Below are 15221 nucleotides of genomic sequence, written 5' to 3'. Positions count from 1 at the left end.
AAGAAGTGTGCCAATACCTATAAAAACTGGATAAATGAGATAAAGAATGCTTTTAGATATGGTTATACTAATGGACCAACTGAAGGATTTAACAATAAAATTAAGGTATTAAAGAGAATATCTTTTGGGATAAGGAATTTTAAGAGATTCCGAAATAGAATTATTCATTGTACAAACTAGAGGGGTCAAATTTACAAGTAAATAATATATGTGGAAAACCTATATTTTAGCTAGGTTTATTTAAGTGCGCTTAAAAACCAATATACTAGTACCTATATGTAAAAATGTTCTTAAATATAGTATTGGAGCAGGATCAAAATTGATCCTACCCCAACAATTGACAAAGAGCCTTTAAACTAATCTCTTGCCATTCTCTTATATGTTTCCAATCTATCTTTCGCAGCTTCTTCAGCAGCTTTAAATAAAATTTCAGCTTCTTCAGGGAATGTCAGCTTCAATGAAGTATATCTTACTTCTGAGTCAAGGAATTCTCTGAATGGTTTTGTTGGCTCCTTAGAATCGAGAACAAAAGGATTTTTCCCTTCTTCTTTCAATCTAGGATCAAATCTGTACAAATGCCAATATCCTGTTTCTACAGCTAGTTTTTCTTGTCTAATGGATGTGCCCATTCCAGTTTTTATTCCGTGGTTAATGCAAGGAGCATAAGCAATTATCAATGATGGCCCATCGTAGCTCTCAGCTTCTTTTATTGCTTTTAATGCATGGTTCATGTTAGCTCCTATTGCTATTTGAGCTACATATACATATCCATAAGTTGCAGCAATCATTCCTAAGTCTTTCTTCCTGATTTTCTTGCCTGATGCTGCGAATTTAGCAACTGCAGCTGTTGGAGTTGATTTAGATGATTGACCGCCAGTGTTGGAATATACTTCTGTATCAAATACTAGTACATTTACATTTTCACCTGAAGCTAATACATGGTCAAGTCCACCAAATCCTATATCATAAGCCCATCCATCTCCACCAAATATCCAAACTGATTTCTTAATCAAATAGTCTTTGAACTCTTTTATTGTATTGATTAGCTCATTTGCTCTAGCATTATCAAACTTAGCATCTAATCTTGGTAGAATCATTCCGGCAGCTGCTTTAGATGCTTTGCCATCTTCCATTCCATCTAACCAAGCTCTAAAATGTTCATTTAGATCAGTATCTAAATTTAATTCTAGGAATTCTTCCATTGCTAATTTTATTTTTTCTCTAATCTTTCGATTTGCAACTGCCATTCCGTAGCCATATTCAGCGTTGTCTTCGAACAATGAATTAGCCCATGAAGGACCTTTGCCTTGTTGATTTGTACAATATGGAGTAGATGGTGCGCTTGCTCCCCAAATTGATGAGCATCCTGTTGCATTTGCAATCATCATTCTATCTCCAAACAATTGTGTCACGAGTTTTGCATAAGGAGTTTCTCCACATCCTGCACATGCTCCAGAGAATTCTAATAATGGTCTTTGGAATTGAGAATTCTTTAGTGAATTTGTGTCAAATAATTCTCCTTTTTCTTTTACAGTCATTGCAAAATCCCAGTTCTTAGATTGTACTTCATATTCTTCTTCAAATGGAGTCATAACTAGAGCTTTTTCTTTTGCAGGACATACATCCGCACAGTTTCCACAACCTGTACAATCTAGAACAGATACTTGTACTCTGTACTCAAGTCCGTCAAAGCCTTTGCCAATAGGCTTAATAGTTTCAAATGTTTCAGGTGCTTTCCCTTTTTCAGTTTCATCAACTAAAATTGGTCTTATTACAGCATGTGGGCAAACATATGAACATTGATTACATTGAATACAATTTTCTTTAATCCAGTGAGGTACATCAACCGCTATCGCCCTCTTCTCATATGCTGCTGTCCCATTTGGGAAAGTTCCATCTTCTCTTCCTACAAATGTGCTTACAGGTAGATCATCGCCCTCTTGTCTATTCATAGGTATTACAACATTTTTAATGAAGTCTGGAACATCTTTTTTCCCTTCATTTTCATCAAAAGCATCTTTCCATGATTCTGGAACTTCTATTTTTTCTAGTGCCGATATTCCTCTATCTACTGCTTCGAAATTCATTTGAACAATTTTTTCGCCTTTTTTACCATACTCTTCTACGATTGATTCTTTCAACTTAGCAACTGCAACATCAATAGGAAGAACATTTGATAGCTTGAAGAAAGCTGATTGCATGATCATGTTTATTCTTCCGCCTAAACCAATTTCAGATGCTATTTTTGTTGCATTGATAGTATAGAAATTTATATTATTTTGAGCAATATATCTCTTCATAGATGCAGGTAAGTTTTCCTCTAAAGCATCTCTATCCCAAAGAGTGTTTAAAAGGAAAGTGCCACCTTTTTTCAAACCTCTCAACAAGTCATAGCTGTATACATATGATTGTTTTGAACATGATACGAAATCTGCGTCAGTAATTAAATATGTTGATCTTATAGGTTTATTTCCAAATCTTAAGTGAGATATTGTTACCCCACCTGATTTTTTACTGTCATATGAAAAATACCCTTGAGCATACATATCAGTGCCGTCGCCAATGATTTTTATAGCACTCTTATTTGCTCCAACTGTACCATCAGAACCAAATCCCCAGAATTTGCATTGGATTGTTCCTTCAGCAACTGTCTCTATGTTTTCATCAACATCCAAGGATAGATTAGTAACATCATCTACTATGCCTATTGTGAACCCATTCTTTGGATTATCGCTCTTCAAGTTTTTGTAAACTGCTAGTAATTGTGATGGAGTTGTATCTTTCGACCCAAGCCCATATCTTCCACCGACGATAAGTGGTTTGTTTTCTTTATTGTAGAATAATGATTTTACATCTAAATATAGTGGTTCCCCAAGTGATCCTTTTTCTTTAGTTCTGTCTAAAACTGCAATTCTCTCAACTGTTTTTGGACATACGTCAAAGAAATATTTATCTGAGAATGGTCTGTAAAGGTGAACTTCAATTAGCCCTACTTTTTCTCCCTTGCTTCTCAAATAATCAATAGTCTCTTCACAAGCTTTTGTTACTGAGCCCATTGCGACGATAATATCAGTAGCCTCTGGATCTCCATAATAGTTAAATGGCTTATAATCTCTTCCTGTTAATTTATTTATTTCTTGCATGTATGAATTTACTACATCTGGAATAGCTAAATAATATGGATTTGACGCTTCAACTGATTGGAAATATATGTCAGGATTTTGTGCAGTCCCTCTAGTTACTGGATGCTCTGGGTTCAATGCCCTATTCCTGAATTCCTTTAATGCATCATAATCTATTAGATTAGCTAAATCTTCATAATCAAGAACTTCAATTTTTTGAATCTCATGGCTTGTCCTAAATCCATCAAAGAAATGGACAAATGGAACTCTCCCTTTAATAGCAGATAAGTGCGCAACACTAGCGAGATCCATTACTTCTTGAACAGACCCTGAAGCTAATAATGCAAATCCAGTTTGTCTAGCCGCCATGACATCTTGATGATCCCCAAATATGCTTAATGCATGAGAAGCAATAGCTCTAGCTGATACATGAAATACTGCTGGCAACAATTCCCCAGCCATTTTATACATGTTAGGAATCATTAGCAATAATCCTTGAGATGCCGTATATGTAGTCGTCAATGCACCTGCTTGTAATGACCCATGAACCGCACCTGCAGCTCCCGCTTCTGATTGCATTTCTGTTACTAGTACTTTTTGCCCAAATATGTTCTTCTTACCATTGGCTGCCCATTCATCCACATGCTCTGCCATCGTTGAAGATGGTGTGATTGGATAAATTGCTGCAACATCAGTGAATGCATAAGATATATATGCAGCAGCTTCGTTGCCATCCATGGTCTTCATAATTCTACCCATCTATATTTACCTCCTTGATATTATTTATATATTTATTTACTAATTATCGTCACATTCAGTATATTAAAATATTGTATTAATGTCAACTTTTTGCCGAATTTAATAAGCAATAGCTATTCTTCTAAATGAAAGAATTTTCTCTCTTCTATCTTTTTTTTAACTCTCTCATTTAGAGCTTCTGCAGCATTATAACCTAATCTTTTCTGTCTGTTGTTTTTTGCAGCCACCTCTACTATCATCGCAATATTTCTACCAGTTTTTACTGGAATAACAACTCTGGGCACTTCTATGCCAAGTATTTCTATTTTTTCTTCTTCTAAGCCAACCCTGTCATATTCTTTTTCCTCATCCCATGCTTCTAGGTGAACAACTAAATCTATATAGTCAAATTGCTTGACGGCGCCAATCCCATATATCCTCTCTATGTCGATAATCCCAATGCCTCTAATTTCCAAGAAATATCTAATTATTTCAGGGCAGCTGCCTCTCAATGTGTCATCTACCCTTTTTATCTCTACTAAGTCATCAGCAATAAGCCTCGATCCTCTTGTTATCAGATCAAGAGCAGTTTCTGATTTTCCAACTCCTGATTTGCCTGTTATTAATACTCCAATACCATATACTTCCATCATTACGCCATGTAAGGTGATAGTAGGTGCAAGCCTTAAACTGATTAAATTGACTAAATCGTTAATAATACTTGATGTAGCTTTATTCCCAATGACAAGATTTCGATCATGTTTCTTAGACAATTCAACAAGCTCATCAAATACAGGCAAATTTCTAGAAATGATGAGCACTGGAATGGGATAGCTTAAGAATTCATCTAAGACTTGATATCTTTTTTCATCTCCTAAGTCTGATAAATATTGCCATTCAGCACTGCCGATAATTTGTACTCTCTCAGGCACAAACTTCTCATAATATCCGGTCATTTGCAAACCAGGTCTACTTATCTCAGTAGTGCTGATCTTTATTTTTTCAATGTCTTTTGAAGCGTGGAGAACTCTCAAGTTTAGTTCCTTTATAATATCTAAAAGAGCGACATATTCCAAAAATTATTCCTCCTTAGTTTTGTCATCTTCCCAATATGGTTGTTCTATAGGCCTATGTGGTATTACTAATGCTGCAATTATATATGCTATAATACCTGAGAAAAAAGCTGTAAATATCGTTATCAATACCCATGCTAGCCTGATTAATGTTGAATCCACCTCAAAGTATTCAGCTATGCCCCCACATACTCCTGCTATTTTCTTATCTGTATCTGATAAATACAATTTCTTTTTCATTGTTTTTCCTCCTTGTTAAAATGGTTGTATAAATTTTCAGCAGCTTTTTGAGTCATTCCAGGAACATTTTTAAGTTCTTCAACTGAGGCATTCTTTATTCTTGAGATGCTTCCAAAATATTTCATCAGGCTAATCTTCCTCTTGTCTCCTATTAACTCAATATTGTCTAACTCAGACTGAAACATATCTTTTGATCTAAGGCTCCTATGATAACTTATGGCAAATCTATGTGCCTCATCTTGTATTCTGTATATCAGCTTATAAGCTAGGCTGTCTTTGTCCAAGTGTATTTCACGATTTTTATATATGATACCTCTGGTTTTATGAAAATTGTCTTTGACTAGACCACATACTGTTATGTTTATTCCCAATTCTCTAAGCAAGGATTCGGCCATGTTAACATGGCCTTTGCCACCATCAACCATAATTATATCCGGAAATATAGAGAAAGAATTTGTCTTGTTTTCATCTTTATTAATTTCCATTCCCCTTAAAAATCTTCTTTTTAAGACTTCTTCCATGCTCTTATAGTCATCTTGATAGCTTACTGTTTTGATTCTAAATCTCCTATAATCGGTTTTTTTAGCTTCTCCGTTTTCAAAGACAACCATTGAACCAACATTTCCAACACCATTGATGTTAGAAATGTCATAGGCTTCTATTCTGCTTGGGGCTTCATCCAAATTTAAAATATATTGCAATTCTTCCAATGCTTTTAAATTTTCTCTGTGCTTTCTTAAAAATTTATCTCCATATTTGTCGAGCATATCGATTGCATTTCTCTTTGCCATGTCAAGTAATTCGTACTTTTCTCCGCGTTTAGGTACTGTTATCTTAACTTTGCCGCCTTTTAAACTAGAAAGATACTCCTCTATCAAAATCTGATCGGAAATCTCTTCTTCTACAATGATTTCCTTTGGAATAAAATTTGCGCCTGAATAAAATTGTTTAATAAATGAAGCTATTATCTCTGGTCTTTCTGTTGATAGATTGTCTTCCAATATATAGTGCTCACGGCCTATTATTTTCCCTTCTCTTACAAAAAATACTTGTGCCAAAATTTCTTCAATTCCTCTTGCAATTGCTATTATATCTTCCTCTATTAAATCAGGATTTGACATATTTTGCTTCTCAATCAAAACTGATAGAGCTTGTATTCTGTCCCTATAAATGCTTGCTAATTCGAAATTCAAATTTTCCGAAGCATTTTTCATATCTAATTCTAATTTTTCTATTATAGCATTGTCTTTTCTACTCAAAAATCTAATCACTTGCTCAATCATTTGATTGTATTCATTTTCATCAGCCATCCCAATACATGGCCCCTTGCATCTACCAATATGATAATTTAAACATGGCCTAAAATTCTCAGGAAGTTTATCTAAGTTTAACTTGCAATCCCTTATTGGAAAAATGTCATGAAATACTTTTATAGCTTCGTTGACTGAATATGCGCTAGGATAGGGGCCAAAGTACTTTCCCCCATCCTTATCAATTTTTCTTGTTTTTAATATTCTAGGGTATTTCTCATTCACAGTGACTTTTATATATGGATATTGTTTATCGTCTCTAAGAATAATATTGTACTTTGGCCTGTTCTTTTTAATCAAATTTGATTCTAAAATCAGAGCCTCTACTTCATTGTTGACAATAATATATTCAAAGTCGCTTATGTTTTTAACCATATTCATTACTTTCAATGAATGGTTTTTAGAATTATTGAAATACTGACTTACTCTCTTTTTTAGGTTAATAGCTTTCCCGACATATATGATCTCATCTGATTTGTCTTTCATGATATAAACGCCAGGCTTATCGGGCAAACTCTTTAATCTTTCCTCTAAATCATACATTAAACCACCCTAATTAAATCTCTCTTGTCTTCTCTTTTAGCCATTCTTTTTCTTCATCTGTAAGATATGGACTCAACAATTCGTACGTCTTTTTGTGATAATCATTTATCCAATTTATTTCATCTAAAGTAAGCAGTGATTTGTCAATGCAGTTTCGATCTATATAACAATATGACAATGTATCAAATGCCATAAATTGATCTGCATCCACTGAAATATCCTTTTTCACTACCCCTACATTTTCTATTCTTATGCCATGTTTTCCTTCTTTGTATACCCCTGGTTCAACTGTTATAACCATGCCTTCTTCTAAAACTACATCGTTGTAAACTTGTGATATCCTTTGGGGTCCTTCGTGAACATTCAATAGATATCCCACACCATGTCCAGTCCCGCTTTTATAGTCAATTCCTTCTCTCCAAAGTGGAATTCTTGCCAAAACATCTATTGAATATCCTGTTGACCCATATAAAAATTTAGCACTTAATAAATTAATATGGCCCTTTAAAGTCAGTGTAAAATCTTTCTTTTCCTCTTCGGAAACTTCTCCTACTGCCACTGTTCTAGTAATGTCTGTTGTTCCATTGAAATATTGTCCTCCTGAATCAACCAGATACAATCCTCTTGGCAATATCTTTGACTTCATTTCTTTTGTTGCGCTATAGTGCATCATAGCGGCATTGTCTTGATATGCTGAAATCGTATCAAAACTAGGCTCAATGAATCCTTCTTGCTCTTTTCTAAATTCCTCTAGCTTTTCCGAAGCATAAAATTCATCTAGTTCGCTACTAGAAACATTTTTGTCAATCCAGTAAAAGAACTTAGTAAGTGCGACAGTATCTTTTCTATACGCAATCTTTAAGTTTTCTATTTCAACGCTGTTTTTTATGGCTTTGTATTTAGTTGTAATATTAACTTCATTTAATATTTTACAACTGCTTGGTATGCAGTTATATAGCTTTCGATTTATTCTTGATTTATCAAGCATTACACAGCTTGTAGCTTCTAGTTTCTTCAAGTCGTCAAATATATCCAAATATTCTTTTATACAAACTTTTTCGTTTTCTAGTTCTTCTATCACTTCATCAGTCAATTTTCTGTTGTCTAGATATAAATGAGCTTTATCTTTTGAAATCAAAGCGTAAGATATGACTACAGGATTGTTCAAAACATCTCTTCCTCTTATGTTGAATAGCCAAGCTATGTCATCTAAGCTCGCTAAAACTAGGTAATCTGCTTTTTTTTCATAAAGATATTTTCTTACTCTATTTATTTTGTCTTCTGTGCTTTCACCTGTATACTCAATTCCCAACTTAAAAACTTTTTCAGCTCTTAACTCTGGCCTATCTTCCCATATCATTCCTACTAAATCTTCATTGTCATGTAGCATAAAATTCTTGTCAGTTAGTTCATTTATAATTTTTTCAACTAGTTCTTCGGAAAAAACTTCGCCATTAAAACCTATAGTATATCCATCTTTTACATTTTCCTTTAGCCATTCCAGCAATGAAGGATATCCTTTTGTATTCATTTTATAAAGGACAAATTCAGAATCTTTTATTTCTCTCTCAGCTTGAATAAAATATCTGCCATCAGTCCACAGAATTGCTTTATCTTCAGTTACAAGTGCAGTCCCAGCAGAACCTGTGAATCCAGTCAAGAATTCTCTGCCTTTGTAATGGTCAGCGACATATTCTGACTGATGTGGATCAGATGTGATTTCGATATAAACATCGATACCTCTGTCTTTCATTAATTTTCTAAGTTCTTTGATCCTTTGATTTACTATCACTCTAAAACCCCTTTCCCTTCTTCATATTTAATCAATATAAAAGCAATGAATATTGCACTTACACCAGAAATTAATTTGCCTACAACAAAAGCATTTACAGCATCCTTCGCAACCGAAGAAATATAACCCAACTGCCCTCCAAAGACAAATGCGCCACTAACCGCAAATGCAGCATTTAATATTTTGCCTTTTCTATCAAATTTTTCATAAATGGCAAGCATCGGCAAGCAACTAGCCAAGGTGGATAGAATGCCAAGAATCGAATACTCATTTAATCCAAATTTTGTAGATAGATTGTTCAGTGGTCTTTTTAATTTCTCAGATGCGATCAATAGCATAGGATATGCCCCTGATAATACTACTGCAATGCTCAACACAATTTTAGAGCTCTCTTCTATGGGAATTAATTCAGGAAGCATTACAATACCTGTCATAAATTGAAAAATGCCAATAATTAACCCCAATGTACTTATAAATAGTACTGATTTTCCAATTATTCTAAAGATAACGATTGTCTTTTCCTGAAACATAATTAAACCTGTTGTTACAATTATAGAAAACAATATAACTGGTATAAGGTTTATAACCAATGTTATTATATCTATGCGCAACATCAAACCAGCTATAAACACGCCTAATGGAATTGTTGTGACTCCTGCTAAAATGCCTTTTGAAAACGGCTCAAAATCATCATACTTTATTGTGTTTATGGCTACTGGCACACTAAATGATATTATTGTGCCTAAGGTAGATGTCAAAACTGATCCATTCAAAAGACCTATTTTTTCATTTTTTGCAATCGCAATACTTGTCGTAAAGCCTCCTAAATCAGGTGCCAAAATAGAGCCGATGAAAACAGATGGATCTAAATGCAAAATATCGGAAATAGGTAATAGTATTGGAACTAGCAATTTAGCAATTAATGGTGAAAGACTATAAATCCCAATAATCGTCAATGCCAAACTTCCCATTGCTAAAAATCCTTGATCGAATTTTTCGCCAAGTCCTTTTTTGTTACCTAATAATTTATCGATACCAGCCACCAATGAGAAGAATAGCATTATATATAGCATTATAACCCTCCAGCATGTTTATATCTTAAATTATACTACTTTGGAGTTTCTTTGGCTATAATTAACACTTCAGAATCTTATTTAAAAATGTTTTTGTACGTTGGTTTTTGGGGTTTGTAAATATTTCCTCTGGTGATGAATCTTCAATTATTTCACCTTCATCCATAAATATAACTCTGCTTGCTACTTCTCTTGCAAAACTCATTTCATGAGTCACTACTATCATTGTCATCCCTTCAATTGCAAGCTCCTTCATTAGCTCCAGCACTTCTCCAACCATTTCTGGATCTAAAGCTGAAGTGGGTTCATCGAATAGAATAGCGTCAGGCTTCATTGCCAAAGCTCTCGCGATCGCAACTCTTTGCTTTTGTCCGCCTGACAATTTGTTGGGATATTCATCTTTTTTGTCTTCTAAATTTATTCTCTTCAATAATTTCATTGCTATGTCTTCAGCTTCTGCTTTCGACATGTTCTTAACTTTTATTGGAGCTAAAGTAATATTCTCGATAACTGTTTTATTGTTAAAAAGATTGAATTGCTGAAAAACCATCCCGATTTTTTGTCTGTATTTCTCTATGTCCAATTCTTTACCTAATATTGAATTTCCTTGAAATATAATGTCTCCACTAGTAGGTTGTTCTAATAAATTAATGCATCTTAAAAATGTGCTTTTCCCTGAACCGCTTGGCCCAATAACTACAACTACTTCTCCCTTGTTTATGCTGACATTGATGTCTTTTAGGACATTTAATTCCCCAAAACTCTTGTTTAAGTTTACTATATCAATCACTTTCTTTCATACTCCCCTCTATCTTAGCTACTACATTTGACAATGTAAAAGTCATAATAAAATATATCAGAGCCGCATAAACCAAAGGCATAAAAGGCTTATAAGTAATGCCTCTTAATGTGTCTGAATTGTACATTATGTCGTGAATGCCTACAACCGAAACAATCGCAGATTCTTTAATTAATGTTATAAATTCATTGCCTAAAGCAGGCAATACATTTTTAAATGCTTGCGGCAATATAACATATCTCATGGAAATTCCATTTGACATTCCAAGCGATTTTGCGGCTTCCATTTGTCCTTTGTCTATTGAGTTGATCCCAGCTCTAAATATCTCAGCGATATAGGCTGAACTATTTAAAAAAACTGCAATTGTGCCTAAAGTCATTCTGCTTAATTCAAATGGTAAAGCCATTGGCAAACCATAATATACTATATAAAGTTGTAACAGTAATGGCGTGCCTCTTATGACTTCAATGTATGAACTTGCAATAAATCTAAGTATTTTAATTTTTGAAAGCTTCAGCAAGCAAACAATCACACCCAAAATCGTCCCAAAAATGACGCCAATTAAGCTTATCATCAAGGTTATTTTTGAACCTTCTAAAAAATAACCGTAGTAAGTAGTTATAAATTCTTTATCTATCATATCTTTCTCCTTTCAAACAAAAAGAATGGCAAAGGAGAAAAAATCTCCTTTGCCGAGGAATATACTATTTATTCTATTGAAGCACTCTTAATAAACTCATCCATTGTCTTATTTTCTATCAATCTGCTGATTGTAGAATTAATTGATTTAAGCAAATCTTCATTGCCTTTATTTACTGCAACTGCTACACCGTCTTCTTTGCCCAAATCAATTTTAGATAAACTCAAGTCACTATTTTGAGCAGCATAGGCTTTAGCTACTGGTTCTACTAAAACAACTCCATCCACTTTATTGTTTTTTAATTCCAATATTAAATCAGTTATTTTGCTCAAACCAATATAGTTTGCCTTATTGAATTTATCCAACGCTATTTCTTCTTGCAGTGTTGCTTTCTGTGCGCCAATATTTAAACCAGCAAAATCATCAATTGACTGTAATTCATCTAGGTCTTCTGTTCTAACTAACAATGCCTGTTCTGCTTCATAATATGGAATAGAAAAATCAACGACTTTTGCTCTCTCTTCATTAGGCACTAATCCTGCTACAATTAAATCGATGTCGCCCATTGTCAAAGCAGGTAGTAATCCTTCAAATTTCATGTCGATTATTTCCAGCTCAACACCCAAGTCTTTAGCAATTTCTTTAGCTATCTCGATGTCAAAGCCCACAATTTGATCTTTTCCATTTTCCATTTTATGATATTCGTATGGTGGATAATCAGCAGCTGTTCCCAAAACTAATTTACCCGACTCTTTTATATCCTCAAATTTAGATATGCTAGTTTTGTCAGCATTTGCTGTGCAAGAAGATAAAGCAACAGCTACCATAGTTAATACAATCAACACAATTAATTTTTTATTCATTTTTATTCCTCCTATATTTAAATTTCTTAAATTATAGCGAGGAACTCCTTAGCACTTCGGAAGTCTTAATGCCGTTTGCAATAAACATCATTGACTCCCATTGGCTCTTGTGTAGTTTTGTTTCTACCAAGATTAAGACCTCCTTTTTTTAATATAGTCTTCATTTTACATCAAATCTATTTATAATGCAATGATATCTTATAAGATTTTTCTTAAAAACATCCCCGTATACGAGTTGTCATTCTTTGCTATTTCTTCAGGAGTACCACAAGCTACTATATATCCGCCTTTGTCTCCACCTTCAGGTCCTAGGTCGATAATATAATCTGCTGTCTTTATGACATCTAAATTATGTTCTATGACAACTACGGTATTTCCTCCTTCAACTAATTGAGTCAATACTTTTATCAATTTATGAATATCTGCACTATGAAGGCCTGTTGTAGGTTCATCTAATATATATATCGTTTTGCCTGTAGCTCTTTTCGATAGCTCCGTTGCTAGTTTTATCCTCTGTGCTTCCCCTCCAGAAAGTTCTGTTGAAGGTTGCCCGATTTTTATATAACCTAAACCTACATCATATAGTGTTTCAAGTTTTTTTCTTATCTTTGGTATATTTTGGAAAAATTCTAACCCCTCTTCAACGGTCATGTCAAGTACGTCTGCTATACTTTTATCTTTGTATTTAACTTGCAGTGTTTCTCTATTATACCTCTTGCCTTTGCACACTTCACAAGGCACATACACATCAGGTAAAAAATGCATCTCTACTTTCAATATTCCATCTCCTTTGCAAGCTTCACATCTCCCACCTTTGACATTGAATGAAAATCTGCCCTTTTTGTAGCCTCTCATCTTTGCTTCATTTGTCATTGCAAATACATCTCTTATATGGTCAAATAAGCCAGTATATGTCGCTGGATTGGACCTTGGGGTTCTGCCAATTGGATTTTGATCTATTTCTATTACTTTATCAAGATAGTCGATGCCTTCAATTCTTTCATATGCTCCAGCTCTTTGTTTAGAACCATTCAATTCTCGAGATAATGCTTTGAAAAGAATCTTGTTTACCAAAGAGCTCTTTCCTGAGCCTGATACTCCAGTTATGCATGTGAATACTCCAAGCGGAATATCCACATCAATGTTTTTTAAATTATTTTCTCTTGCACCAATTACTTTTATCCATTTCCCATTAGGTTTTCTTCTTTCATCTGGTACTTCTATTTTGAGTTTTCCAGACAGATAAGCTCCAGTGATAGATTTAGGATTGCTTTCAATATCTTTTAATGTCCCTTGAGCAACTATGTTTCCGCCGTGTATGCCTGCACCTGGTCCGATGTCGACAATGTGGTCGGCAGCCCTTATAGTATCTTCGTCATGTTCAACAACTATTAAAGTGTTCCCAAGATCTGTCAAGTTTCGAAGCGTTTTAATTAATCTTCCATTATCTCTTTGATGGAGGCCTATGCTAGGTTCATCTAACACATATATGACCCCCACCAAACTAGAACCTATTTGTGTAGCCAATCTTATTCTCTGGGATTCCCCACCTGACAACGTCCCTGCCATTCTAGATAATGTGAGATAATCTAATCCAACGTCAACTAAAAATCCTAATCTGGCTTTGATCTCTTTGAGTATTTGATCTGCTATCATCATATCTTTATTAGAAAGTTCGATGTTCTCAAAAAAATCCAATGCCTTAATCACAGGCATATCGGTAACTTCTGAAATATTTAATCCGTTTACTTTTATTGACAATACTTCTTTTTTTAAGCGCTTGCCATTACAATCAGGACAAGGTATTTCTGACATATATTCTTCAATTTTATCCCTCATAAAATCAGACTGTGTTTCTTTATATCTACGCATTAAATTCGAAATAATTCCTTCAAATTTCCCATTGAATTCTTTCTTACCTGAATCATCAAAATAACTCAAAAATTTGAATTTAATCGGCCTTTCAGTTCCATAAAATAGTTCCTTTAAAAAGCTCTCAGGTGCATTTTTTATAGGTTCATCTACGCTAAATCCATTGTCTTTAGCAAGAGTTTTGAATATTTGATAATAGTAATTATCTTCGTCAGTATTTGAATAAGGTGCTATAGCCCCTTGTGAAATACTTAAATTTTTATTTGGAATCACTAAATCTTCATCTATTTCTTTATGAAAACCCAATCCATTGCAGGTTGGGCACATTCCAAATGGGCTATTAAATGAAAACATTCTTGGCGAAATCTCTTCTATGGAGATATTGCAATCTGGACACGCTAGCTTTTGACTGAACCGAAGCCTTTCTCCATCTACGATTTGCACAATGGCGAGTCCATCTGCTAAATTCAATGCAGTTTCTAGAGAGTCATTTAATCTTGACTCTATGCCTTCCCTTACAATAAGTCTATCTACGACTACTTCTATTGTATGAGCTTTTGTTTTTTCTAACTTTATATCATCTGTTTCCAGTTCATAATTTTCTCCATCTATTATAACCCTTAAAAAACCATCTTTTTTTATTTGGTTTAATGTCTTGATGTGTTCACCCTTTTTACCTCTGATTATTGGGGATAATACGAGTATCCTCGTGCCTTCTTCTAAATTCATTATTTTGTCAACCATTTGGTCTATTGTTTGACTTGTTATTTCTTTTCCACAATTATAACAATATGGAATGCCAATTCTCGCAAACAAAAGTCTTAGATAATCGTAAATTTCAGTGACAGTGCCAACGGTGGATCTAGGATTTCTTGATGTAGTCTTTTGGTCAATAGAAATAGAAGGAGATAATCCTTCTATATAATCTAAGTCTGGTTTCTCCATCTGCCCTAAAAATTGTCTTGCATAGCTTGAGAGAGATTCTACATATCTCCTTTGACCTTCAGCATATATAGTGTCAAAAGCAAGTGAAGATTTGCCAGAACCACTCAAGCCTGTAAAAACAATCATCTCATTTCTTGGCAGTTCTATATCTATATTTTTTAAATTATGTTCTCTTGCTCCTTTAATAATTATTTTTTCTTTGGTCATTTGT

The 15221-nt window shown here is 34.1% G+C and carries 11 protein-coding genes; 1 reads left to right on the top strand and 10 read right to left on the bottom strand.

What is annotated here, in order from left to right:
* Positions 1 to 180 (top strand): transposase (locus BO51_RS03470; RefSeq protein WP_496484011.1); only part of this gene is annotated, 180 nt, incomplete at its 5' end.
* 176 nt (positions 181 to 356) lie between these two features.
* Here the strand turns inward: BO51_RS03470 and nifJ are convergent.
* From nifJ to uvrA, 10 genes are all read right to left on the bottom strand, one after another.
* Positions 357 to 3881 carry a pyruvate:ferredoxin (flavodoxin) oxidoreductase gene (nifJ, locus tag BO51_RS03465; RefSeq protein WP_496484009.1) on the bottom strand — a complete coding sequence of 1175 codons (3525 nt, stop codon included), beginning with the start codon at positions 3879 to 3881 and terminating at the stop codon, positions 357 to 359.
* 113 nt (positions 3882 to 3994) lie between these two features.
* Positions 3995 to 4936, bottom strand: coding sequence for an HPr(Ser) kinase/phosphatase (gene hprK / locus BO51_RS03460; RefSeq protein ID WP_496484007.1), 942 nt, complete (start codon positions 4934 to 4936; stop codon positions 3995 to 3997).
* A 3-nt stretch (positions 4937 to 4939) separates the two neighbouring features.
* Positions 4940 to 5173 (bottom strand): PspC domain-containing protein, encoded by a 234-nt coding sequence (locus BO51_RS03455; protein WP_496484005.1) that lies wholly within the window; start codon positions 5171 to 5173, stop codon positions 4940 to 4942.
* A complete protein-coding gene (uvrC, locus tag BO51_RS03450; RefSeq protein ID WP_496484004.1) occupies positions 5170 to 7026 on the bottom strand; it encodes an excinuclease ABC subunit UvrC in 1857 nt (618 codons plus the stop codon). The genes BO51_RS03455 and uvrC overlap by 4 nt, the downstream gene beginning before the upstream one ends.
* 13 nt (positions 7027 to 7039) lie before the next feature.
* Positions 7040 to 8818 (bottom strand): aminopeptidase P family protein, encoded by a 1779-nt coding sequence (locus BO51_RS03445; protein ID WP_496484003.1) that lies wholly within the window; start codon positions 8816 to 8818, stop codon positions 7040 to 7042.
* Positions 8815 to 9891: an ethanolamine utilization protein EutH gene (eutH, locus tag BO51_RS03440; protein WP_496484001.1), complete on the bottom strand. Its 1077-nt coding sequence runs from the start codon at positions 9889 to 9891 to the stop codon at positions 8815 to 8817. Before eutH ends, BO51_RS03445 begins: the two co-directional genes overlap by 4 nt.
* Positions 9892 to 9952: 61 nt before the next feature.
* Positions 9953 to 10681, bottom strand: a complete 729-nt coding sequence (locus tag BO51_RS03435) for an amino acid ABC transporter ATP-binding protein (protein WP_496483999.1) — start codon at positions 10679 to 10681, stop codon at positions 9953 to 9955.
* Entirely contained in the window at positions 10674 to 11330 is a 657-nt protein-coding gene (locus BO51_RS03430; RefSeq protein ID WP_496483997.1) for an amino acid ABC transporter permease, read from the bottom strand. The genes BO51_RS03435 and BO51_RS03430 overlap by 8 nt, the downstream gene beginning before the upstream one ends.
* Positions 11331 to 11398: 68 nt before the next feature.
* Positions 11399 to 12193 carry a transporter substrate-binding domain-containing protein gene (locus BO51_RS03425; protein ID WP_496483995.1) on the bottom strand — a complete coding sequence of 265 codons (795 nt, stop codon included), beginning with the start codon at positions 12191 to 12193 and terminating at the stop codon, positions 11399 to 11401.
* Between the two features lie 198 nt (positions 12194 to 12391).
* On the bottom strand, positions 12392 to 15217 hold the full coding sequence (gene uvrA, locus BO51_RS03420; RefSeq protein ID WP_496483993.1) for an excinuclease ABC subunit UvrA: 2826 nt from the start codon (positions 15215 to 15217) through the stop codon (positions 12392 to 12394).
* Positions 15218 to 15221 lie beyond the last annotated feature (4 nt).

The organism is Soehngenia saccharolytica DSM 12858, assembly GCF_059568515.1.
Note: the sequence above shows the minus strand (reverse complement) of the source record. Positions and strands in the feature narration are given on the sequence as shown.

Excerpts from the sequence above, each read along its gene's own strand:
- uvrC (WP_496484004.1), bottom strand. The coding sequence starts at position 7,026 with ATGTATGATTTAGAGGAAAGATTAAAGAGTTTGCCCGATAAGCCTGGC.
- BO51_RS03425 (WP_496483995.1), bottom strand. The coding sequence starts at position 12,193 with ATGAATAAAAAATTAATTGTGTTGATTGTATTAACTATGGTAGCTGTT.
- BO51_RS03430 (WP_496483997.1), bottom strand. The coding sequence starts at position 11,330 with ATGATAGATAAAGAATTTATAACTACTTACTACGGTTATTTTTTAGAA.
- BO51_RS03455 (WP_496484005.1), bottom strand. The coding sequence starts at position 5,173 with ATGAAAAAGAAATTGTATTTATCAGATACAGATAAGAAAATAGCAGGA.
- eutH (WP_496484001.1), bottom strand. The coding sequence starts at position 9,891 with ATGCTATATATAATGCTATTCTTCTCATTGGTGGCTGGTATCGATAAA.
- nifJ (WP_496484009.1), bottom strand. The coding sequence starts at position 3,881 with ATGGGTAGAATTATGAAGACCATGGATGGCAACGAAGCTGCTGCATAT.
- uvrA (WP_496483993.1), bottom strand. The coding sequence starts at position 15,217 with ATGACCAAAGAAAAAATAATTATTAAAGGAGCAAGAGAACATAATTTA.